The sequence below is a fragment of the Streptomyces gamaensis genome (genome assembly GCF_042656465.1).
Classification (GTDB): Bacteria; Actinomycetota; Actinomycetes; order Streptomycetales; family Streptomycetaceae; genus Streptomyces; species Streptomyces gamaensis.
Window position 1 is genome coordinate 161496 of record NZ_JBHSPB010000013.1, and the last position, 21324, is coordinate 182819.

21 protein-coding genes and 1 riboswitch are annotated in these 21324 nt (G+C 74.9%); of the genes, 17 read left to right on the plus strand and 4 right to left on the minus strand.

Going from position 1 to position 21324, the window contains the following annotated elements; translation table 11 throughout:
- Positions 1–270: 270 nt before the first annotated feature.
- Together ACFP1Z_RS21810 and ACFP1Z_RS21815 are read left to right on the plus strand one after the other, a co-directional pair.
- A complete protein-coding gene (locus tag ACFP1Z_RS21810) occupies positions 271–810 on the plus strand; it encodes a hypothetical protein (RefSeq protein ID WP_390318528.1) in 540 nt (179 codons plus the stop codon).
- Positions 810–2084 (plus strand): HAMP domain-containing sensor histidine kinase, encoded by a 1275-nt coding sequence (locus ACFP1Z_RS21815; RefSeq protein ID WP_390318529.1) that lies wholly within the window; start codon positions 810–812, stop codon positions 2082–2084. The genes ACFP1Z_RS21810 and ACFP1Z_RS21815 overlap by 1 nt, the downstream gene beginning before the upstream one ends.
- On the opposite strand, the gene bcp is transcribed toward ACFP1Z_RS21815, so the two are convergent.
- Positions 2065–2532 (minus strand): thioredoxin-dependent thiol peroxidase, encoded by a 468-nt coding sequence (gene bcp, locus ACFP1Z_RS21820; protein ID WP_390318531.1) that lies wholly within the window; start codon positions 2530–2532, stop codon positions 2065–2067. The two genes, ACFP1Z_RS21815 and bcp, sit on opposite strands and share 20 nt — an antisense overlap.
- A 196-nt stretch (positions 2533–2728) precedes the next feature.
- On the opposite strand from bcp, the gene ACFP1Z_RS21825 reads away from it, so the two are divergent.
- From ACFP1Z_RS21825 to ACFP1Z_RS21835, 3 genes are all read left to right on the plus strand, one after another.
- Positions 2729–3049, plus strand: a complete 321-nt coding sequence (locus tag ACFP1Z_RS21825) for a DUF3618 domain-containing protein (protein WP_390318532.1) — start codon at positions 2729–2731, stop codon at positions 3047–3049.
- Between the two features lie 100 nt (positions 3050–3149).
- The gene (locus ACFP1Z_RS21830) at positions 3150–3494 is read left to right on the plus strand and encodes a GroES family chaperonin (RefSeq protein ID WP_390318534.1); all 345 of its coding nucleotides are present in this window, start codon (positions 3150–3152) and stop codon (positions 3492–3494) included.
- Positions 3495–3524: 30 nt separating this feature from the next.
- Positions 3525–3588: riboswitch (guanidine-III (ykkC-III) riboswitch) on the plus strand.
- A gap of 33 nt (positions 3589–3621) precedes the next feature.
- On the plus strand, positions 3622–3942 hold the full coding sequence (locus ACFP1Z_RS21835; protein ID WP_390318536.1) for a DMT family transporter: 321 nt from the start codon (positions 3622–3624) through the stop codon (positions 3940–3942).
- Between the two features lie 32 nt (positions 3943–3974).
- Here the strand turns inward: ACFP1Z_RS21835 and ACFP1Z_RS21840 are convergent, their stop codons facing one another.
- On the minus strand, positions 3975–6275 hold the full coding sequence (locus tag ACFP1Z_RS21840) for a transglycosylase domain-containing protein (RefSeq protein WP_390318538.1): 2301 nt from the start codon (positions 6273–6275) through the stop codon (positions 3975–3977).
- A 299-nt stretch (positions 6276–6574) separates the two neighbouring features.
- On the opposite strand from ACFP1Z_RS21840, the gene ACFP1Z_RS21845 reads away from it, so the two are divergent.
- Positions 6575–7267: a DUF1707 SHOCT-like domain-containing protein gene (locus tag ACFP1Z_RS21845; protein WP_390318540.1), complete on the plus strand. Its 693-nt coding sequence runs from the start codon at positions 6575–6577 to the stop codon at positions 7265–7267.
- Positions 7268–7290: 23 nt separating this feature from the next.
- Here the strand turns inward: ACFP1Z_RS21845 and ACFP1Z_RS21850 are convergent, their stop codons facing one another.
- The gene (locus ACFP1Z_RS21850; protein WP_390318542.1) at positions 7291–8613 is read right to left on the minus strand and encodes an SGNH/GDSL hydrolase family protein; all 1323 of its coding nucleotides are present in this window, start codon (positions 8611–8613) and stop codon (positions 7291–7293) included.
- Between the two features lie 265 nt (positions 8614–8878).
- On the opposite strand from ACFP1Z_RS21850, the gene ACFP1Z_RS21855 reads away from it, so the two are divergent.
- The 5 genes from ACFP1Z_RS21855 to ACFP1Z_RS21875 all read left to right on the plus strand — a co-directional run bounded on the left by ACFP1Z_RS21855 (position 8879) and on the right by ACFP1Z_RS21875 (position 13584).
- Positions 8879–10156, plus strand: coding sequence for a DUF445 domain-containing protein (locus ACFP1Z_RS21855; protein ID WP_390318583.1), 1278 nt, complete (start codon positions 8879–8881; stop codon positions 10154–10156).
- A 175-nt stretch (positions 10157–10331) separates the two neighbouring features.
- A complete protein-coding gene (locus tag ACFP1Z_RS21860) occupies positions 10332–10529 on the plus strand; it encodes a DUF3311 domain-containing protein (protein ID WP_390318544.1) in 198 nt (65 codons plus the stop codon).
- Positions 10526–12043: a sodium:solute symporter family protein gene (locus ACFP1Z_RS21865; RefSeq protein ID WP_390318546.1), complete on the plus strand. Its 1518-nt coding sequence runs from the start codon at positions 10526–10528 to the stop codon at positions 12041–12043. Before ACFP1Z_RS21860 ends, ACFP1Z_RS21865 begins: the two co-directional genes overlap by 4 nt.
- Positions 12044–12267: 224 nt before the next feature.
- Positions 12268–13125: a fumarylacetoacetate hydrolase family protein gene (locus ACFP1Z_RS21870; RefSeq protein WP_390318548.1), complete on the plus strand. Its 858-nt coding sequence runs from the start codon at positions 12268–12270 to the stop codon at positions 13123–13125.
- Between the two features lie 78 nt (positions 13126–13203).
- Positions 13204–13584, plus strand: a complete 381-nt coding sequence (locus ACFP1Z_RS21875; RefSeq protein WP_390318549.1) for a hypothetical protein — start codon at positions 13204–13206, stop codon at positions 13582–13584.
- A gap of 3 nt (positions 13585–13587) precedes the next feature.
- On the opposite strand, the gene ACFP1Z_RS21880 is transcribed toward ACFP1Z_RS21875, so the two are convergent.
- The gene (locus ACFP1Z_RS21880) at positions 13588–14712 is read right to left on the minus strand and encodes a Gfo/Idh/MocA family protein (RefSeq protein ID WP_390318551.1); all 1125 of its coding nucleotides are present in this window, start codon (positions 14710–14712) and stop codon (positions 13588–13590) included.
- A gap of 56 nt (positions 14713–14768) precedes the next feature.
- Here ACFP1Z_RS21880 and ACFP1Z_RS21885 point away from each other — a divergent pair, with 56 nt between their 5' ends.
- The 6 genes from ACFP1Z_RS21885 to ACFP1Z_RS21910 all read left to right on the plus strand — a co-directional run bounded on the left by ACFP1Z_RS21885 (position 14769) and on the right by ACFP1Z_RS21910 (position 21060).
- Positions 14769–15881 (plus strand): ROK family transcriptional regulator, encoded by a 1113-nt coding sequence (locus ACFP1Z_RS21885; RefSeq protein WP_390318553.1) that lies wholly within the window; start codon positions 14769–14771, stop codon positions 15879–15881.
- A gap of 508 nt (positions 15882–16389) precedes the next feature.
- Positions 16390–17151, plus strand: coding sequence for a hypothetical protein (locus tag ACFP1Z_RS21890; protein WP_390318554.1), 762 nt, complete (start codon positions 16390–16392; stop codon positions 17149–17151).
- A 107-nt stretch (positions 17152–17258) separates the two neighbouring features.
- On the plus strand, positions 17259–17978 hold the full coding sequence (locus tag ACFP1Z_RS21895) for a GntR family transcriptional regulator (RefSeq protein ID WP_390318584.1): 720 nt from the start codon (positions 17259–17261) through the stop codon (positions 17976–17978).
- Between the two features lie 134 nt (positions 17979–18112).
- Positions 18113–19234: a TIGR03364 family FAD-dependent oxidoreductase gene (locus ACFP1Z_RS21900; RefSeq protein ID WP_390318555.1), complete on the plus strand. Its 1122-nt coding sequence runs from the start codon at positions 18113–18115 to the stop codon at positions 19232–19234.
- 54 nt (positions 19235–19288) lie between these two features.
- Positions 19289–19993 (plus strand): phosphonatase-like hydrolase, encoded by a 705-nt coding sequence (locus tag ACFP1Z_RS21905; RefSeq protein ID WP_390318586.1) that lies wholly within the window; start codon positions 19289–19291, stop codon positions 19991–19993.
- Positions 19990–21060 (plus strand): ABC transporter ATP-binding protein, encoded by a 1071-nt coding sequence (locus ACFP1Z_RS21910; protein WP_390318556.1) that lies wholly within the window; start codon positions 19990–19992, stop codon positions 21058–21060. Before ACFP1Z_RS21905 ends, ACFP1Z_RS21910 begins: the two co-directional genes overlap by 4 nt.
- Positions 21061–21324 lie beyond the last annotated feature (264 nt).

Here is a 21324-nt window from a genome sequence, read left to right on the forward strand (position 1 = left end):
ATCGTACTGGGCGGCCGCGGCGCGTGGGGCTGGGGTGGCCGAACGGCCGTCGCGGGCTCAGCCGCCGCCCGGACAGTGGCAGTTGGGCCGGGGCGGCGGCGGCCCACCGGCGCCGTGCCCGGCCCGTACCCGGAACCCGGCCGACCGGATATGCCCACGAAGGGAACGCGCGGCCCGATTTCACCGTCCCTCAGAGCGTGGGACCGCACAGCCGGACCCCCCTTGTTCGAAGTTGCTCCCGTCGCAGGGATCCACGAGGAAGAGAGGCCGATGGCCGAGCGTGCCGTGCCGCGTCGGGCCCGTGCGGGCACCGTGGTGGTGATCGTCGCCGCGCTGGCCGTCGTCGCCGCAGGCGGGGTGTGGCTGGCCCAGCTCAAGAGCCAGGCGGACGCGGTGGGTGAGGCGCCCCGGACGGCGGCCGTGCAGAAGGCCGGGCCGGGCCGCGCCACGCAGGAGGCGCGCGCGGAGGCCGCGTTGCCGCGCGAGGCCGGGGTGCCCGGGGTGCGCGAGTGCGGACTGGGCGAGCCGATCGTGGAGCCGGAGATCATCACCTTGAACTGCTCCAACGCCGGCGTGGTGGCCAGCAATATCAAGTGGACCCGCTACACGGCCGAGGGCGCCAGCGGCAGCGGTGTCGTCCAGGTCTCCGGGGGCGCCAACAGCGGGGCCGTCCCGGTCTCCTTCCCCGCCCGGCTGCGGCTGTACGGGGCGCGGACCGTCGACGGGATGACGGCCTTCACCGAGCTCGAAGTGGACTACACCGGGGCCACGCCCTTCGGGGACCCGTCCGAGACCTACACGATCGTGTGATGGGGATCCGGGGCCGGATCGCGCTGGCGATCTCCTTCGTGACGGCGCTGGCCGTCGTGGTGCTCGGCGTGGGCGTGCACCACCTCTCCGCCGTGGGCCGCGACCAGCAGGCGCGCGCCTTCCAGGACGGGCTGCTCAGCTCGGCCCTGCAGATCTACCAGCGCGACAGCGTGCTCGCGCTCGGCGCCCAGCTCGACGACTCCGCGCTGCCGCTGCCGCTCGCGCAGGCCGTCTCCAAGGGCCGCTCCGGCACGTACATCAGCGGCGGCAGCGATCCGCGCGTCTGGGCGGCGACCGCGGTCGCCGACGACAAGATCCTGTCCGTGTCGGCCCCCTACCCGGACCGCGACCCCATGCCGGCCCTCGACAAGGCGCTGGTGGTGGCCGGGGTCGCGACGGTGGCGCTGATGGCGGTCGTCGCCTGGTTCGTCGCGCAGAGCCTCTCGCGGCGGCTGCGGCACAGCGCGGCGGCGGCCCGGCAGATCGCCGAGGGCGGCCCCCCGGACACCGACGCGCTGGTGACGGCGGGCCGCGACGAGGTCGCCGAACTGGGCCGCTCCGTGCATCTGATGGCGACCTCGCTGGCGGCCCGGGTGCAGGCGGAGCGCGAGTTCACCGCGGACGTGGCGCACGAGCTGCGCACGCCCGTCGCCGGGCTGGTCGCCTCGGCGGAGCTGCTGCCGCACCCGCGCGCGGTGGAGATGGTGCGCGAACGCGCCCAGACCATGCGCTCGCTGGTGGAGGACCTGCTGGAGGTCTCCCGGCTCGACTCCGGGGTGGAGCGGGCCCAGCTCGACCCGGTCGAGCTGCCCTCGCTCGTGCGCGGCATCGTCAAGCGGGCCCAGGGGCAGCGCGGCGTCGACGACGTACGGGTCGAGGTGGTGGGCGAGGGCCGGATCGTGGCCACCGACGCGCGCCGCGTGGAGCGGATCCTCGTCAACATCCTCGCCAACGCGGCCAAGCACGGCAGACCGCCCATCGAGGTCACCGTCGAGGACACCCGCATCGTCGTCCGCGACCACGGCGAGGGCTATCCGCCGGAGCTGGTCAGCCAGGGCCCGCGCCGCTTCCGGACGGCCGCCCCGGAGCGCGGCACCGGGCACGGCCTGGGGCTGACGATCGCCGTGGGGCAGGCGGTGGTGCTCGGGGCGCGGCTGGAGTTCGGTGAGGCGGAGGGCGGCGGCGCCCGGGCCGTCCTCGAACTGCCGGAGGCCGAGGACGGGCCCGGGGAGAGCCCCGCCGGGGCCGCCGGGGTTACAGCCCCAGGTCCTTGATGATCTTGGCGACGTGTCCGGTGGCCTTGACGTTGTACAGGGCCCGCTCGACCGTGCCGTCCTCGCCGACGATCACCGTGGAGCGGATCACGCCGGTGACGGTCTTGCCGTAGAGCTTCTTCTCGCCGAAGGCGCCGTACGCTTCGAGGACCGTCCTGTCCGGGTCGGCGAGCAGCGTGACCTTCAGGTCCTCCTTCTCGCGGAACTTCGCGAGCTTCTCCGGCCTGTCGGGGGAGATCCCGATCACGTCGTAGCCGTGTCCGGCGAGGAAGCCGAGGTTGTCGGTGAAGTCGCAGGCCTGCTTGGTGCAGCCGGGGGTCAGGGCGGCGGGGTAGAAGTAGACGATGACCTTGCGGCCCTTGTGGTCGGCGAGGGAGACCTGCCGGCCGTCCGCGTCGGGCAGGGTGAAGGCGGGGGCGGTGTCGCCGGGCTGCAGTCGCTCGCTCATGGCTCTCCTCGGTCGGTGGCGTCGGCCGGTGCGCCGGCCGGGCGTCTTACGGGGCGCCGCGCGGCGTGCGGGACCCCGGCGCCGAGCCTAGTCAAGTCCCCGATCGGGGGTGCCGCGGGGACGAGCGTCGCGCGAGCTGACAGACTGTCGTCATCACACTCATCATCACTCTTTTCGAGACGACGGAGGCAGCGCGGTGTCGGATGCCAGGACCCCTGCGCAGATCGAGGCGGACATCGCCCGCAGGCGGAACGAGCTCGCCGTGACGCTCGACGAGATCGGTGTGCGTCTGCACCCGCAGACGATCATCGGCGACGCGAGGGCGACCGTGGCCGCGAAGGCCGACCACGTCAAGGGCCGGGCCTGCGAGGCCGCGCAGCGGCTCGCCTCGGGCGTGCGCGCCCACCTGCTGACCGAGGACGGTGCCCCGCGTCTGGAGCGGATCGCGGCGGCGGGCCTGCTGGCCGTGGGCGTCGTCGGACTGCTGCGCGCGGGGCGCCGGCACGACGACGCGTGACGGCCGTGCGGAGGCGGCCGGCGGCCCCGTCCAGGGACGCGGCTCACATCCCCGCTTCCCCGCCCCGTGGCCTTCCCGCCCGGCCGGGCCGGGTACGGTCATGAGCGTGAGTACGAACTCCCACGACAAGCTGCCCATCCGGATGCTCCACGACCGTGTGCTGGTCCGGACCGACATCCCCGAGGGCGAGCGCCGGTCGACCGGCGGCATCGTCATCCCTGCCACGGCGGCGGTGGGCCGCAGGCTGGCCTGGGCCGAGGTGGTGGCCGTCGGGCAGAACGTGCGCACGGTGGAGCCGGGCGACCGGGTGCTGTACGACCCCGAGGACCGCGCCGAGGTCGAGGTGCGCGGCATCGCCTATGTGCTGATGCGCGAGCGCGACCTGCACGCGGTGGCCGCGGAGCGGCTGGAGGGCTCGGAGGACTCCACCGGTCTGTACCTGTAGCGGCTCCGTACCCGGGCTCTCTGCCCGGGCTGTTTGCTACGGTCGTAGGTACCCGACGAGACGCGCCGTACCGGGCAGGACAAGACGACGCACCCCCTGTGAGGACTCTTTCCACGGAGGTGCCGTCATGGCATGGATCCTGCTCGCGCTCGCCGGCCTGCTGGAGGTCGGCTGGTCGGTCGGCATGAAGTTCACCGACGGGTTCACGCGGCTGTGGCCGAGCGTGTTCACGGTCGCCGGGATCGTGGCGAGCATGCTGCTGCTCGCGCAGGCCTCGCGGACCCTGCCGATCGGCACGGCCTACGGGGTGTGGGTCGGTATCGGCGCGGCGGGCGCGGCGGTGCTCGGGATGGTGGTGCTGGGCGAGCCGGTGACCGCGGCCCGGATCTTCTTCATCTCCCTGCTGCTGGTGGCGGTCGTGGGCCTGAAGGCCACCTCCGGCCACTGAGGACGCGCCCGGCGGCCGCCGCGGCAGTCGGCTCAGTAGTCGCCCAGGAGCGAGTCGCGGTCCAGGCCGTGCCCGCCCCGGCCGCCGCCCTCCTTCTGCTCGCCCGGGCCGAACGGCAGCAGCGGCGGCCCCGGCGGCTGCGGTCCGGTCGGCGGCCCCGGCGGGCCCGTCGGCGGCCGCAGGGTCGGCGGCTCCGGCGGGAAGGAGGGCTGCTGCGGCGGTCCGGTGGGCGGCAGGCCCGTCGGCGGTCCGCTCGGCGGGCCGGAGGGACCCGTGGGCGGCGCGGAGGAGCTGGAGGGCTCCAGCGAGGGGATGCCCGCGCCGTTCTCCGTCTCCAGGTCGAAGTCGGTGATCGGGGCCCCGTCGAGGGCGTCGGCCGTGTAGGCGGCCCAGATCTGCGCGGGGAAGCCGCCGCCGTTGACCCGGTCCCGCCCGGCCGCCCCGTACAGCGACTTCTGGTCGCCGGTGTCGGAGTCCTGGCCCATCACGGCGACGACGGTGGCGAGTTCGGGGGTGTAGCCGGCGAACCAGGCGGCCCGGTCCTCCTCGGCCGTGCCCGTCTTGCCCGCGGCGGGCCGCCCGGCGTCCTGCGCGGCGGAGCCGGTGCCGTTGTCGACGACGCTCTTGAGGATCGAGGTCGTGGTGTCGGCGGCCTCGCGGGTGACGGCCCGCTTGGTCTCCACGGTCGGCAACTGCACGTTCTCCGCGCCCTTGGTGGCCTTGTCGACGAGCGAATACGGGCCGTGGCGGCCGTGGTTGGCGAGCGTCGCGTACGCCTGTGCCATGTCCAGCACGCTCGCGGTGGCGACGCCGAGCGCGATCGACGGGTACGGGTTCAGGCCCGGGGTCTTCTCGGGGACGCCCAGGGCGACGGCGGTGTCGAGGACCTTGCGCGGGCCGATGTCCTGGGCCATCTGCGCGTAGACGGCGTTGACGGACAGGTCGGTGGCCTTGGTGACGGTGATCTGCCCGTAGCTCTTGTCGTCCTCGTTCGCCGGGGCGTAGCCGACGGGCCCCTTGGGGCCTTGCACGGGGCGCTTGTTGGTGCCGTCGTAGACCGTGTACGGGGTGATGGGGCGGCCCGCCTGGGTGGTGGAGCCGTTCTGCACGGCCGAGGTGAAGACGAACGGCTTGAAGGTGGAGCCGACCTGGTAGTCGCGGCGGGTGGCGTTGTTGACGAACTGCTTGGTGTAGTCGACCCCGCCGTACAGGGCCACCACCCGGCCGGTCCTCGGGTCGACGGAGGCGCCCCCGGCCCGTACGTAGCGGTCGACCTTGCGGGTGTCGCTCAGCTCGTCCATCAGCTGCCGCTCCACCGCGCTGACGAACGCGTCCTCCTTCTTCCTGTCGATGGTGGTGGTGATACGGAAGCCGCCCGCGGCCAGCGTCTGGTCGTCGACGATCTTGTTGCTGGTGAGGTAGTCCTTGACGGCCTCGACGAGATAGCCGCGCTGCCCCGACATCCCCAGCCGCGGCTTGGACTTGCCCGGCACCGGGAACTTCATCGCGTCCCGCTCGGACTTCGTCAGCCACTTCTTCTTGACCATGCCGTCGAGGACGTAGTTCCAGCGGGCGGTCGCGCGCGGCCGGTTCTCGGGGTGCGCGCCGATGTCGTACGCGCTGGGCGCGTTGAGGAGCGTCGCGAGGTAGGCGCCCTCGGCGGCGTCGAGTTTGTCCGAATCCTTGCTGTAGTAGGCCTGGGCGGCGGCCTGGATGCCGTAGGCGTTGCGGCCGAAGTAGCTGGTGTTCACATAGCCTTCGAGGATGTCGTCCTTGCTCTCCTCGCGGTCGAGTTTGATCGCGATGAAGAACTCCTTCACCTTGCGGCTGATGGTCTGTTCCTGGCCGAGGTAGTAGTTCTTGACGTACTGCTGGGTGATGGTGGAGCCGGACTGCTTGCCCTTGCCGGTCACGGTGTTCCAGGCGGCGCGCAGCATCGCCTCGGGGTTGACGGCCGACTCCGAGTAGAAGTCCCGGTCCTCGGCGGCGAGTACGGCGTGCTGCACGGCCTTGGGCACCTTGCTCAGCGGCACGCTCTCGCGGTTGACCTCGCCGTCGCGGGCGAGCTGGCTGCCGTCGGAGTAGAGGAAGACATTGCTCTCGGCGACGGCGGCCTTGTTGGCGGGCGGGATGTCCACCAGCATGTAGCCGGCGATCAGCCCGCCCGCGATCAGCAGGACGATCAGCAGGAAGGCGCCCAGCACCATGCGCCAGGTGGGCAGCAGCCGGCGCCAGCCGGTGCGCCTGGTCCGCCCGCCGTTCTTCCTGGGCGGCGTCCAGGACGCCGGAGTGCCACGGCCGGCGGGCTGTTGCTGTGACTGCTCGTCGCTCATGGTCCTCAGGGACTCCTCGGCCGCCGCCGGGGTGCACGGCTGGGCGGTACTCGTGTCGGTCGGTGCGCGGTGCGTCGCAAGGCCCCGCCGCCCACTGTCGCATCACACGTTCGCACCGGCGGGGCGTGGCGCCCCCGGACGGTGCCGGATTAGCCGTCCGGGCCAGACCGACCACTCCGGAGAGTGAAACCGCGACACGGAGCGGGACGTCACGGCGCGTACCCGGTTCCGCGGCGTGCGCGGGGGCCGGGGGACCGCGGCGTACGGGGAGTTGGCCGCGGCTCGCTACTCTGTGCGCCATGACGAGCGAACTTCCTGAGATGCGGGCCTCCGACGCCGAGCGCGAGCGGATCGCCGAGACCCTGCGCGAGGCCGTCGCCGAAGGGCGGCTGACCATGGAGGAGTTCGAGCAGCGCCTGGACGCCGCCTACAAGGCGCGCACGCACGGCGAGCTGCAGCCGCTCGTCCGTGATCTGCCGGTGTCCGGCACGGTGGTCGACACCGGTTCCGCCGCGGGTTCCGCGCAGCCGGAGGAGCGCGACTGGGCCGCGCGCGTCGGCGGTACGGCGACGTCCCGGACGGGCGTCGGCGTCATGGGCGGCTTCGTGCGCCGCGGCAACTGGACGGTGCCGCGCCGCTTCACCGCCTTCACGTTCTGGGGCGGGGGTGAAATCGACCTGCGCGAGGCCCGGTTCGAGGACCGGGACGTGGAGATCCGCTGCTTCGCCGTCATGGGCGGGGTGAACGTGATCGCCCCGCCGGAGATCGAGGTGCAGGTCGGCGGTATCGGCATCATGGGCGGCTTCGACCACGGCTCGGCGGGCGGCGGCACCCCGGGCGCCCCGCGCGTGCGCATCACCGGACTCGCGTTCTGGGGCGGTGTCGGACTGTCCCGCAAGGCCCGCGAGGAGCGGGAGGAGCACCGGCTGGAGCGCGAGCGGCGCGACGAGGAGCGCCGTCTGGAGGGCGAGCGCCGCAAGTCTCTTGAGTAGCGGGGGCCGTTGGGCGGCGGCCGTCAGAGGGCGGTGACGGTGCTCGGCCGCAGGGCGCTCAGGTCGATGGTGCGGGCGATGTGCCGGTAGCCGGCGTCGTTGGGGTGCAGGTGGTCGCCGGAGTCGTAGGCGGCCTTGAGTCTTTGCGGGGCGGCCGGGTCGCGCATCGCCGCGTCCAGGTCCACGAGGACGTCGAAGACGCCTCCCGCGCGGATCAGTTCGTTCACGCCCTGCCGTACCGCGTTCTGCTGCGGCCCGCTGTGCCCGGCGAAGGGCATGAGCGTCGAGCCGACGACCCGCAGCCCGCGCCGGTGCGCCCGCTCCACGAGCTGCTCCAGGCCCGCCACGATCCGGTGCGGGTCGGTCTGCCGGGGGGAGCGCAGGATGTCGTTGACGCCGAGGAGCACCACCACGGTCCGTACGCCCGAGCGGTCCAGCACGTCGCGGTCGAAGCGGTCCAGGGCGCTGGGGTTGTTCTGCGGGGCGGGGCCCTTGTTGCCGAGCAGGACGCGGTTGCCGCTTATACCCGCGTTGACCACGCCGTAGCGGGGCGCGCCGGGCTCCTCGCGCAGCCGGGCCGCGAGGAAGTCGGGCCAGCGGTGGTTGGCGTTCGGGGTGGAGTTCACGCCGTCGGTGATGGAGTCGCCGAACGCGACGACGGTGCCCTGCGCCTGCTGCGTCCACACGTCCACGCCGGTCAGATAGCGCCAGAACGGGGTCTTGAGGGTGTAGGCGGCGCCGGGGTCCTCGGTCTGGTCGCCGTGCGCCAGGTAGGAGGTCTGGCGGGCCTGGTAGTGGAAGGTCGCCGGGCCCGAGGATGTCGGCGAGTACGTGCTCACCAGCAGTCCGGCGGCGTCCGGCACGGCCAGCAGCACGGGGTCGCTGGTGAGCGCCTGCCCGGCCGGGACCGTGGCCGTGGGCTGCCCGTCGAAGGTGAGGCGGCGCATGGTGCCGTCCTCCGCCGCCGGGCCGCCGGGGCGGGCGGCCAGTGCGATCGAGGCGTGGGTGACGGCCAGGGGCCGGTTGCCGTAGAGGTTGGAGAGCCGGATGCGCACGGCGGTGCCGCCGACGCTGGCGTGCACCGCATTGCGCACGGTCGTCCCGGCGAAGCCGCGGCCGGCGGCCGGTTCGGCGGCGGAGGGGGCCGTGCCCCAGGTGGCGATCCACTGCCCGGCGGTGGCGGGGGCGGCCGTGCCGTGCGCCTCGCGCGGGCCCCGCTCGAAGGCGGCCCCGCCGCGCAGGCCCCCGGCCCCCACGAATATCGCCGCCGAGACCAGGACGGCCACGGCCGCCAGCGCGGCGAGCAGCGCGTACCCCGTGCCGCGGTGCCGCTCCGGCGTTCTCATACGGGTCTCCTGAGGGGCGCGGCCGGGACGGATAGGCCGGTGGGGCCGATCGGGCGTTTCCATGATCCCACGCTCCCCGGAAAGCCGGCCTGTCGGCCGACTGCCGTCCGGCGGACCGGCGGCGGGAACTCCGCGGCCGCGCCGGAAGTCCAGGCACAGTGACAATTGCATGTGAGGACTGCGGGAACGGGTGGTGTGGATGGCAGGGTCCGCTGATGGCTCCTCCGGCGGCGCGCACGATGGCGCGCCGGCCGGCCCCGGCCGGATGATGCCCGCCGGAGGGCTCGTCCACAGCCCCGTGGACGAGGAGAAAAGGCGCGGAGTGCGGCGCATGAAAGCACTGGCCACCGGGCTGCTGGTGGCGGTCGCCGTCGTCTACGGGCTCGCCCGCTGGGCGCAGTCCCAGGGCGCGGGCGCCTGGGCCGGCTATGTCGCGGGCGCCGCCGAGGCGGGCATGGTGGGCGCGCTCGCCGACTGGTTCGCCGTCACCGCGCTCTTCAAGCGCCCCATGGGCCTGCCCATCCCGCACACGGCGATCATCCCGACGAAGAAGGACCAGCTCGGCCGGAGCCTCGGCGACTTCGTCGGGGAGAACTTCCTCTCCGGGGAGGTGATCCGCGAGCGGCTGCGCTCGGTGGGCATCGCCTCCCGGCTCGGCGGCTGGCTCGCCCACCCGGCCAACGCCGACCGGGTCACCGCCGAGCTGGCCACCGCGCTGCGCGGTGCCCTGACCGTGCTGCGCGACTCGGACGTGCAGGCCGTGGTCAGCGAGGCCATCACGCGGCGCGCCGATGCCCAGGAGATCGCGCCGGGGCTGGGCGCGATGCTGCAGAAGGTCGTCGCCGACGGCGGCCACCGCCGGGTCGTGGACCTGGTGTGCGTACGGGCCCACGACTGGCTGGTCGAGCACGGCGACTCGGTGATGACCGCCGTCACCGGGGGCGCGCCCGGCTGGACGCCGCGCTTCGTGGACCGCAAGGTCGGCGAGCGCGTCTACAAGGAGCTGCTGCGCTTCGTCTCCGAGATGCGCGACATGCCCGAGCATCCCGCGCGCGGCGCGGTCGACCGCTTCCTCGGCGACTTCGCGCGCGACCTGCAGTCCGACACCGACACCCGGGAGCGCGTCGAGCGGCTGAAGTCCGAGGTGCTGGGCCGGGGCGAGGTGCAGGACCTGATCGCCTCGGCCTGGGGGTCGGTGCGCGCGATGGTCGTGGCGGCGGCCGAGGACGAGCGCAGCGAGCTGCGGCTGAGGGTGCGGGCGGGGCTGCTGTCGCTGGGCGCCCGGGTCGCCGCGGACGAGCGGCTGCGGGCGAAGGTCGACACCTGGCTGGAGGACGCGGCGGTGCACGTCGTGACGGCGTACCGGGACGAGATCACCGCGCTGATCACCGAGACGATCAAGGGCTGGGACGCCGAGCACACCTCCCGCAAGATCGAGGCCCACATCGGGCGCGACCTGCAGTTCATCCGGATCAACGGCACGGTGGTGGGCGCGCTGGCGGGCCTGGCGATCTACACGGTGTCCCGGCTGCTGGGGGCGTAGACGGCGGGGGCCGCCGGGGACCGGGGCGGGACGGACCCCGGCGGGCGGCGGTCGGCACGGCGCGTGGTGACGCGCGGGGCCGCCGGCCCCGGGCGTCCTGCGGCCGAGGACCGGTCGCCCTGCGGTGGGGGCGGGCCGGGGGTTCCGGGGGCCGGCAACCCCTTAGGGTCTGGACGTGCTGAAACGTCCGGCTGTGCTGTATCTGCTGATCCCCTACGTGCTCTACCTGGGCGCCCTGCCGCTGGTGGACCGGATCACCCCGACCGTGCTCGGGCTGCCCTTCCTGTTCTTCTGGCTGCTGCTGGCGACCCTGCTGACGCCCCTCGCCGTGCTGCTGGCGCGGCGCTGCGACCGCAGGCGGGGGCGGGTGTGAACGCCGCCGTCGCGACCTCGGTGTTCGGGGTCTTCATGGTGCTGACCGTCGCCCTCGGGCTCGCGGCCGCGCGCGGCCGGGGCTCCGGCGGCGGGCTCGCCGACTGGTCGGTGGGCGGCCGCAGCCTGGGCACCGTCTTCATCTGGGTGCTCATGGCCGGCGAGGGCTACACGAGCTTCAGCTACCTCGGCGCGGCCGGCTGGGGCTACAACCACGGCGCCCCCGTGCTGTACGTGATCGCCTACATGTCCTGCGGCTACGCGATCGGCTATGTCGTCGGCCCGACCCTGTGGGCGTACGCGCGCCGCCACGGCCTGGTCTCGATCACCGACATGGTCGCCCACCGCTACGGCCGGCCCTGGCTGGGCACGGCGGTGGCGGTGCTGGCGACGGTGTGTCTGCTGCCGTACATCCAGCTGCAGATCACCGGCATGGGCGTCGTCGTCTCGACGATCTCCTACGGGGCGATCAGCCTGAACTGGGGCTATTTCCTGGCGTTCGCGGTGACGACGGGCTTCGTCGTGGTCAGCGGACTGCGCGGCAGCGCGTGGGTGTCGGTGCTCAAGGACGTGCTCGTCATCGTGACCCTCGGCTTCCTCGCCGTGTACGTGCCCGTGCACTACTTCGACGGCTACGGGCCGTTCCTGGACCGGCTGGTGGCGGAGAAACCGCAGTGGCTGACCTTCACCGGGCACGGCGGCAGCGGGCTGAACGGCACCTGGTTCGCGACCACCAGCTTCCTCAACTCGCTGACGGTCGTCATCTTCCCGACGACGGTGGCCGGTTATCTGGGCGCGCGCAGCGCGGACGCCCTGCGCCGCAACGCGGTGCTGCTGCCCTTCTACAACGTGCTGCTGTTCGTGCCGATGCTGCTGGGCATGGCGGCGCTGTTCGTGGTGCCGTCCCTGACCGGCGCGGGCTCGAACCTGGCCCTGTTCAAGCTCGTCGTCGACTCGCTGCCCGCGTGGGCGGTCGGCCTCGTCGGGGTCGCGGCGGCGCTCTCCTCGATCGTGCCGATGGCGGTGTTCATGCTGGTCATCGGCACGATGTGGGGGCGCAGCGTACTGGGCCGGGTACCCGCGCTCAGCGGCCGTCCGCAGCGGCAGCGGCTCGCGGCGCAGGCCGTCGTGGTGGCCTCCGGCGCGCTCGCGCTCGTCCTGACCTACACCGCGCCCAACACCCTCGTACGGCTCTCGCTGATCTCCTACGAGGGCATGGCCCAGCTCGTCCCGATGGTCCTTCTCGGGCTGGTGTGGCGGAAGCTGACGCTGTGGGGCGCGGTGAGCGGGCTGGTGGCGGGCGGCACCCTCGTGTGCGTGCTGGTCTTCACCGGGCGCGACCCGCTGTGGGGGGTGAACGCGGGCCTGCTCGCCCTGGCGGTCAATCTCGCGGTGGCGCTCGCGGTCTCCTGGCTGGGGCCGCGTCCGGCGGACCCCCGGCCGGACGAGGAGGTACTGGCGCGGGACCCGGGCCCGGACACCCCGGCGGAGCCCGCCCCGGTCCGAAGGCGGTAGAGCGGTACGGGCGGTACGGGCGCTGTTCGCGTGCGGCGGGAGCGCCCGTACGCCAACCCCCCGCGGATCTACGGCAGATGGCCCGAACAGGGCCCGACAGGCGGCGGATCTGTGCTGGTCGCCCGGGCCCGTCGGCCGAAACAGGGCTTGCGGAGAGGCCCTCCGAAATTGGACGATCGGCAAGATCGCCCGATGTCCGATGTTCGACCACGGGAGCTGTACCGATGAAGCTGCTGCGTGTGGGACCGGCGGGGGGCGAGCGTCCGGCACTGCTGGACGAGGAGGGCACCCTGCGCGATCTGTCGCCCGTCGTGCGCGACATCGACGGCGCGCTGCTGGCCGACCCCACCGCGCTGGAGCGCGTCCGCTTCGCCGCCGGCGCCCGGATCCTGCCCGCCCTGGACCCGGCGGGCCTGCGGATCGGGGCGCCGCTCACCCGCATCGGCAAGATCGTGTGCGTGGGGCTCAACTACCGCTGCCTGGCGGCCGCGACCCGCGCGAAGGTCCCCGCCGAACCGGTCCTCTTCCTCAAGGCCCCCGACACCGTCGTCGGCCCCGAGGACACCGTGCGCATCCCGCGCGGCGGCACCAAGACCGACTGGGAGGCCGAGCTGGCCGTCGTCATCGGCCGCACCGCCCGCTACCTGGAGACGGACGAGGAGGCGCTCGCCGCCGTCGCCGGATACGCGATCGCGAACGATGTCTCCGAGCGGGGCTGGCAGTTCGAGCGCGGCGGGCAGTGGGACAAGGGCAAGAACTGCGAGACCTTCAACCCGCTCGGCCCGTGGCTGGTGACCGCCGACGAGATCCCCGACCCGCAGGCGCTGCGGGTACGGCTGTGGGTCAACGGCGAGGTGCGCCAGGACGGCACCACGGCCGACCAGATCTTCCCGGTCGCGTATCTCGTCCGCCGCATCAGCCAGTTCATGACGCTGCACCCCGGGGACGTGATCAACACCGGCAGCCCGGCCGGCGCGGCGATGGCGCTGCCCGACCCCAAGCCGTATCTGCGGGCCGGCGATGTGCTGGAGCTCCGGATCGAGGGGCTGGGCCGGCAGCGCCAGGAGGTCAAGGACGCCTGAGCGCGGGCCCGGGAGCGTTCGGGGGAACGGCCGCGTGTGCTGCCCGGGAAGCCGCCTCGCGCTGTGCATATTTTCGACATGGTCGAGAACCTGCGCGGCAGGCGCCGCACCGCCGGCCTGACGGCCTTGACGAGAGCCGTGGGGGACGCGCTGCTCATCGGCGCGCTGCTGGTCGCCGTGCTGCTGCTGTGCGCGCTGAAGGTGCCGGGCTTCCCCAGGCCGTGGGCCGACGACGCGGGCCAGGCCGTGGCCGCCCCGGGCGCGTCGGGCTCCCAGAACGCGCCCGGCGCCCTGGGCGCCCCCGCCCCGCGCCCCGGGGCGCCCGGCCGGGAACTGGCCCGCGGCGGGCCCCCGATGAACCCCCGGCTGCTGCTGGGCGGGGCGCTGGTCGTCGCCGGGTCGGGGCTGGCGATGTTCGTGCTGTACCGGTCGCGGCAGCAGGAGACGCCGGCCGACTGAGCGTCAGCCGCGTGCGGTGGCGGCCTCTCCCTCGCCGTCGCCCAGGCGTACGGTCCGCGCCTCGGCCGCCGAGATCCGCGCCGCCTCCAGCACCCGCAGCATGGCCGCCGACTCCCGGGCGGTGACGGGCGGTTCGCCGCCCGTGCGCAGGGCCTCGGCGATCGCCGCGTAGTACGCGGGGTAGTCGCCCGGCAGCGTCGGTACGGGCTCGCCGCCGCCCGACAGCGGGGACTCCCCGGCGCCCAGCCGTCCCCACACGGACTCCGGTTCCACCCCCCAGGGCCCGTCCCCGGGCCGCCGGCCCTCACGCAGCGCGGCCTCCTGCGGGTCCAGCCCGTACTTCACATAGCCGGCCGTACTCCCCAGCACCCGGAACCGGGGCCCCAGCTGCGGGGCCGTCGCGCTCACCCACAGATGGGAGCGCACCCCGCTCGCGTGCGTGAGCGCGATGAAGGTGTCGTCGTCGGCCTCGGCGCCCGGCCTGCGCACGTCCGCCTCGGCGTAGACGGCGGCGGCCGGGCCGAACAGCACCAGGGCCTGGTCGACGACGTGGCTGCCCAGGTCGTACAGCAGGCCGCCCAGCTCGGCGGGGTCGCCGGACTCCCGCCAGCCGCCCTTGGGCGTGGGCCGCCAGCGCTCGAAGCGGGACTCGAAGCGCCGGACCTCGCCCAGGGCGCCGTCGGCCAGCAGCTGCCGCACGGTGCGGAAGTCGTTGTCCCAGCGGCGGTTCTGGAAGGCGCTCAGCAGCAGCCCGCGCCGCTCGGCGAGCGCGGCCAGCTCCTCGGCCTCGGCGGCCGTGGCGGCGAGCGGCTTGTCCACGACCACGGGCAGCCCGGCGGCGAGGGCGGCGCGGGCGAGCGGGACGTGCGTGCGGTTGGGGGAGGCGATCACGACCAGGTCGAGCGCGCCGGCCCGCTCGAAGAGGGCCTCGGCGCGCTCGACGGTCCGTACTCCCGGGTGCTCGGCGACGGCCTGCCGCTGCCGCTCGGGGCTGGCGGTGACGACGGTGTCGAGGGCCAGGCCCTCGGTCGTGGCGAGGAGCGGGGCGTGGAAGACGGAGCCGGCGAGGCCGTAGCCGATGAGGCCGACGCGGAGCGGGGTGCGGGAGGGGGTGGGGGTGCCGTCCATGGCCCCCACTTTGGCAACGCTGTTGCCTAAGTGCAAGCGGCAGGGAGAATAGGGGTGTGCACCGAACCCGCCCCGCCCCCGGCGCCAACCTCGCCGCGCTCCGCGACCACAACACCGCGCTCGTGCTCGGCCTGCTGCGCGCGGCGGGCGCGCAGGGCGCGAGCCGCGCCCAGCTCGCTGACCGTACGGGGCTCACCCCGCAGGCCGTCAGCAAGATCACCGCACGGCTGCGGGCGGCCGGCCTCGCGGACGCGGCGGGCCGCCGCGCCTCGACCGGCGGCAAGCCGGCCACGGTCCTGCGCCTGCTCCCCGCCGCCGGGCACGCGATCGGCGCGCACCTGGACCGCGACACCCTGACCGTCACACTCGTCGACCTCGCCGGGACGGAGCTCGCCACCCGCACCGCGCCGCTGGACCTCGGGGCGGGGGCGGAGACGGTGCTCACGGCCGTCGCGGCGGAGGTGGACGGTCTGCTGGGACCGGACGTCCCCCGCGACACCCTCCTCGGTGCCGGGGTCGCCGTGCCCGGACCCCTCGACCACCGCGGCGGGGTGCTGCGGCGGGTGACCGGGTTCCCGCAGTGGGACGGGTTCCCGCTGCGGGACGCGCTGGCGGAGCGGCTCGGGCTGCCCGTCGCCGTCGACAAGGACACCAACGCCGCCGCCCTCGGACTCCTCCGCCGGCTGTCCGGGCCCGGCGGGCCCGGCACACCCGTGGAGTCCTTCGCCTGCCTGCACCTGGGGACCGGCCTCGGCGCCGGGCTCGTGCTCGGCGGGGCGGTGCACCGGGGCGCGCGGACGGGCGCCGGGGAGTTCGGACACCAGGTGCTGCAACTCGACGGCCCGCCGTGCGCGTGCGGGGGCCGCGGCTGCCTCGAAGCGCTGTGCCTGGCGGCCGTCGCCGCCGGCGACACCGCCCGCGCGGCCCGCCTGCTGGGCACCGGCGCCGCGGGCCTCGTCCGGCTCCTGGACATCGACCTGGTACTGCTCGGCGGCCGCACCGTCCTCGCCGACCCGGCCCCGTACCTGGCCGGGGTGTCCGCCGTCCTCACCGAGGACGCCACCCGCTCCGGCCGCGAGACCCCGGTGGGAGTCGCCCCGTCCGGGCCCCGCGCGGTGGTCGAGGGCGCGGCGGAGCTGGTACTGGCACCGGTGTTCGGGGGCGGGTGAGTTCTTCCGGGGCCCCGGACCCTGGGGAGGTGGCGTGTGGGTTCGCGCCGGGGGCCGTGCGGTGTCCGGGGCTCGGCCCCGGATCCTGGGGGAGGTGTGGGGATTCGCCGGGGGCGTCGGGGCGTTGGGGGTGTCGGCGGGCTCCGGCCGATGCGCGCGCGGTGGTCGTGCCGGTGCCGGTGCCGGTGCCGGTGTTCGGGGCGGGTGAGGCCTGCCGGGGCTCGGCGCCGGACGTTGGGGGCCGTCGGCAGGCCCCGGCAGGTGGGGTCTGTCCGGCGGATCGTGAAGGCGCCCCGGTTGCGGTGGCCTTTTGCCGGGGCTCCGCCCCGGATTCCGGGAGCGCGCTCCCGGGAGGCGCGGTGTCCGTGCCCGGATCCGCGGCGGCGATAGTCATATCGGGGGGTGTCCGGCGGCCAGTCGGTCCTGTCGTCGTCGTGCCGGGCCCCGCCCGGCCCCGCGCGGTGGGATGGTCCTGGCCCGGAAGCCCACCGCCACCCAAGGTGCCGCGATGCCCTCCTCCCGCGCGCTCGCCGTCGGTGCCGTCGCGGTCGCGTTCCTCGCGACGTCGGCGCCCGCGCCGCCCTTCGAGTCCACCGTCCACCACCGCCCCCGGGCCTCCCGCGCCGAACGGGAGCCGGAACGGTGCGCCGTGCCCGGCCGTGCCGTGCCGCCGATCGCCGCGCGGCTGGCCGGCGGGCCGCGTACGTACGAGGCCGGGGCCGCCCCCCGCGCGTGGCGGCTGGAGCTGCGCAACGCCACCGGTACCGAGTGCCGCTCCCTGCACCCGGTGGCGGTGTTCGCCGACCGGGCCCACGCGCTGCGGCCCGCCCAGGTGCGGCTGGACTTCTACGACGCGGCCGCCGCCCGCTGGCGGCCCGTACGGTTCGAGCGGAGCGACGCGGCCGAGAGCGTGGGCGCCTTCGAGGGCCTGCCCGGGCCGCCCGGGCCGCCGGGTCAAGGGGGCCCCGTCTTCACGGGGTTCACGGTGCCCGCGCACGGCACCGTCCAGGTCCCCGTGCGGCTCGGTTTCGCCCCGGGCGCCCCCGAGGGGCCGGTCACCGCGAGCGTGACGGCCGTACAGCGGCACGGCGGCGACGGCGACTGGGCGGGCGACTCCGACAGCTACACCTTCCGCGTACGTGACGGCGGCCGGCCCGCGCTGGCGCGGACGGGAACCGTGCGCCACGTGTTCGCCCTGTGCTGCGCTGTCTGCGCGCTGCTGTCCGCCGGGGGCGCCCTGGTCCTGAGCGCGCGCCGCGAACGTCCCTGAGGTGCGAGGATCGCGGCGTGGACGACACGCACACCCCGGACGGCCGCGACCCGCGCCCCGCCCGCACCCGGCCGGGCCACACCCCCGGCGCCCCGGTCCGCGCCGGCATCCCCGAGCACGGGCGCATACCCAAGTACTACGCCGTCAAGGCCCAACTCTCCGAGCTGCTGGAGGAGTTGGGCACGGGCGGCCGGCTGCCGGCCGAACGTGACCTCGCCACGCGCTTCGCGGTCTCCCGCGAGACCGTGCGCCAGGCCCTGCGGGAACTGCTGCTGGAGGGGCGGGTGCGCCGGCAGGGGCGCGGTACGGTCGTCGCGGGCCCCAAGCTGGAGCAGCCGCTGGCCCTGGCCAGCTACACCGAGGGCGTCCGCCGCCAGGGCCGCCGCCCCGGCCGGGCCCTGATCGGCCTCGACCGCTTCCCGTGTCCGGCGGCGCTCGCCGCCGACGTCGGGGTGCGGCAGGGCGAGCCCGTGTGGCACATGGAGCGGGTGCTGCTCGCCGACGACGAGCGCGTCGGCCTGGAGAGCACCTACGTCGCGGTCGCGCGGGCGCCCCGGCTGGGCCAGGAGTTCGTGCCCGACTCCTCCTTCTACGGCTATCTGCGCGAGCGGCTCGGGATCGCCTTCGGCGACGCCGACGAACGCCTGGAGACCGTGCTCGCCACCCCGCGCGAGGCGCTGCTCATCGGCACCTCGCCCGCGCTGCCGATGCTGCTCATCCACCGGGTCTCCCGGGACGCCGAGGGCCGCCCGCTGGAGCGGGTGCGCTCGCTGTACCGGGGGGACCGCTTCTCCTTCACCACCCACCTCGACGGCCGGAAGGGCTGACTCCGCACCGCCCGCCACACGCCCCCTGGAGATAACGGCAAGGTAACGGGTCTAGGCCAGGTTTGACGGCTCGTTCACCGTCGCGTCGCCGTCCGGCTCCTTGAGGGAAACCCTCCGCGAGCAACGTTCGGGGCATGAGAGTCATCGTCGTCGGAGCCGGTGTACTGGGCACCCTGCACGCCTGGCACGCGGTACAGCGCGGCCACGAGGTCGTGCACATCGAGCGCGAGGCCGAGGCGCGCGGCGCCTCCGTCCGCAACTTCGGACTCGTCTGGGTCGGCGGCCGGGCCGGCGGAGAGGAACTCGCGGCCGCCCTGCGCGCCCGCGAACTGTGGGAGGAGACAGCCGAACACGTCCCCGGCCTCGGCTTCCGCGCCAACGGATCCCTGACGGTCGTCACCGACGAGGCCGAACTGGCCGTCGCCCGCGCCGCGGCCGGCCGCCCCGACGCGGCCGCCCGGGGCTTCGCACTCCTCGACGCCGAGGAGGCCCGTACCCTCAACCCCGCGCTGCGCGGCGACTTCCTCGGCGCCCTGTGGTGCCGGCGCGACGCCGCCGTCGAACCCCGCACCGCCCAGCGCGCCCTGCGCGCCGCCCTGCTCGCCTCCGGCCGGTACACCTTCCTGCCCGGCCGCGAGGTCCGCGAGGTCACCGGCGCCCGCTCCGTGCGCGACGACCACGGCGGGACCCACGGCGGCGACGCGATCGTGCTGTGCACCGGTGCCTGGCTCGGCGGGCTCGCCCGCGAGCTCGCCCCCGAACTGCCCGTGCGCCGCGTCCGCTTGCAGATGATGCAGACCGCGCCGCTCGGCGAGACACTCACCACCTCCGTCGCCGACGCCGACAGCTTCCGCTACTACCCCGCCTACGGTTCCCCCGCGCTCGACGCCCTCGCCGCCGCGCGGCCGCAGCCGCAGGTCGCCGCCGAACACCGGATGCAACTGCTGATGGTGCAGCGCGCCGACGGCTCGCTGACCATCGGCGACACCCACGAGTACGCGGCGCCCTTCGCCTTCGACGTCGACGAGGCCCCCTACGAGCACCTCACCGCCGTCGCCGAGGGCCTGCTCGGACGCCCCCTGCCGCCGGTACGGCGGCGCTGGGCCGGGGTGTACGCGCAGTGCGCCGACCCCGCGCGCCTCGTCCACCGCGAACAGGTCCGTGACGGCGTCTGGCTGGTCACCGGGCCGGGCGGACGCGGTATGACCTGTTCCCCCGCCATCGCCGAAACCACGGCCGACACCCTGGGCTGGTGACCCGAGTTGACCGCACACACCGCACACACCGCACACACCGCACACACTGAGCACATTGCCCCTCTGCCCCGCCGTATCTCCCTCGTCGTCCTGGACATGGCCGGCACCACCGTCGCCGACGACGGCCTCGTCGAGCGCGCCTTCGACGCCGCCTGCCGCACCCTCGGCACCGAACCCGGCAGCCCCGCCCACGCCGAGCAACTCGCCCACGTCCGCGCCACGATGGGCACCTCGAAGATCTCCGTCTTCCGGCACCTCGGCGGCGGGGACGAGGACCGCGCGCGGCGCGCCAACGCCGCCTTCGAGGACGCCTACGGGCAGTTGGTGCGCGCCGGGCACTGCGCGCCCGTACCCGGCGCCCGCGAGGCCGTCCAACGGCTGCGCGCCGAGGGCCGTACCGTCGTCCTGGCCACCGGCTTCGCCCGCGCCACCCAGGACGCGATCCTCACCGCCCTCGGCTGGCGGGACCTCGCCGACCTGAGCCTGTGCCCCGCCGACGCGGGCGGCCGCGGCCGCCCCTGGCCCGACCTCGTCCTGACCGCCCTGCTGCGCACCCGCGCCGCCGACGCCGTCCAGCACATCGCCGTCGCCGGCGACACCACCTCCGACATCGTCTGCGGCCGGCGTGCCGGGGCGTCGCTCGTCGCGGGCGTCCTCACCGGCGCCCACGATGCCACCGCCCTGCGCGCGGCCGGTGCCACCCACATCCTGCCGTCCGTCGCCGAACTCCCCGACGCGATAGCGGAGTACGCGCCATGACGGCCGCCACCGGCATCCGCTTCGACGGGGTGACCGTCGCCTACGGCGGCACCCTCGCGCTCGACTCCCTCGACCTGACCGTCGAACCCGGCGAGGTCCTCGCCCTCCTCGGCCCCTCCGGCTCCGGCAAGACCACCGCGCTGCGCGCCGTCGCCGGATTCGTACGGCCCGCCGCCGGGCGGGTGTTCCTCGGCGGCCGCGACGTCACCGGCCTCGCCCCGTACCGGCGCGGCGTCGGCATGGTCGTCCAGAGCTACGCCCTCTTCCCCCACCTGCGGGTCGACGCCAACGTCGCCTTCGGCCTCAAGGCCCGCCGCACCCCGCGCGCCGAGACCGCCGGACGCGTCGCCGCCGCGCTGGAGATGACCGGCATGGCCGCGTACGCGCGGCGCTACCCGCGCGAGCTGTCCGGCGGGCAGCAGCAGCGCGTCGCCATCGCCCGCGCGCTCGCCATCCGGCCCGGGGTGCTGCTCCTGGACGAGCCCCTCTCCGCCCTCGACGCCCGGCTGCGCTCCGGCATGCTCGCCGAACTCGCCCGGCTGCACCGGGAACTGCCGGAACTGACCATGCTGTACGTCACGCACGACCAGGTCGAGGCCCTCACCCTCGCCGACCGGATCGCCGTCATGGACCGGGCCCGGCTGCGGGACTGCGGCACCCCGCAGGAGCTCTACCGCCGCCCGAGCACCGAGTTCACCGCGTCCTTCGTCGGCAACGCCAATCTGCTGCCGGTGACGGTGGGGCCGGCCGGTGTCCGCTTCGCCGGTACGGACCTGGACGTGCCCGTGGGCACGGCCGCCCCGGGCGCCTCGGCCACCCTGTGCGTCCGCCCGCACCTGCTCACCCTCGGCACCGGCCCCAACGCGCTGCGCGGCAGGGTCACCGAGATCCAGTGGCGCGGCGCCACGCACCGCCTGCGGCTCGACGTCGGCGGCCACACCGTGCACACGGACGTCCGCGAGCTACGGGATCCGCCGGCCCTGGGCGCGGAGGTGACGGTGCACTTCGCCCCGCAGGACGGCGTCCTCCTGCCGGCCGGCACCGGGAAAGAGAGCCCCACCCGATGAACGGCAACGGGGAACACCCCACCGCACCCTGCCCCACACCTCCGGCCGGGCCCGCGCCCGGGGCGGGCCGCCCGCCGGACGGCCGCACCGCCCCGGACCGGGGTCCTGGGCCTGCGGCGGCAACTTGCCTCGGCGGCGAGGCCGTTCCTGCGGCGGCGGAGCCCCGCACCCCGGAGCCGGGCGGGTCCGTGCCCCGGGCCGGGGGGCGTGCCTTGGGCACGCCGTCGGCATCCGGGCGGTCCGCCCCGGACCGGGCCCCGCGGC